Source organism: Halomonas sp. ND22Bw (assembly GCF_003011945.1).
GTDB lineage: Bacteria > Pseudomonadota > Gammaproteobacteria > Pseudomonadales > Halomonadaceae > Halomonas > Halomonas halophila.
In genome coordinates, this window is the sequence record NZ_PXWD01000397.1 from 1 (window position 1) to 346 (window position 346).

Annotated in this window: 1 pseudogene; it reads right to left on the minus strand. The window is 62.4% G+C overall.

The annotated features are described in order from the left end of the window. Positions 1 to 232, minus strand: a pseudogene (locus CVH10_RS18610) (hypothetical protein); the annotation flags it as partial. Positions 233 to 346 lie beyond the last annotated feature (114 nt).

Genomic DNA, 346 nt, shown 5'->3' on the forward strand with positions numbered 1-346 from the left:
GGGCCTCGCGGACCTGGCCAATCTCCTTTTTAAGCACACGGCGCTCGGCGATGCCGGTGACGATGCCGTGGAAGGCGCCCAACAGGCCGAGTGCGCCGAGCGTTCCGGCCACGCCTGCGCCGATCCCCAGACCGGCGCGCCACAGGAAGGCGCCCACGGTCATGCCGAGGAACAGATAGGCGAAGTAGAGAAAGCCCGTTGTTACGTTGCGCATCGGCTGGCGGTCGGCCACTCCCGGATGGAATCGCCTGAGTATCAGGCTATCAATGTCATTCGGCTAGAGCGGGGCGATAAATATCCCCGCAGAAACATACGGGAAACGCAATGGAACTGTTCGATCTGACCG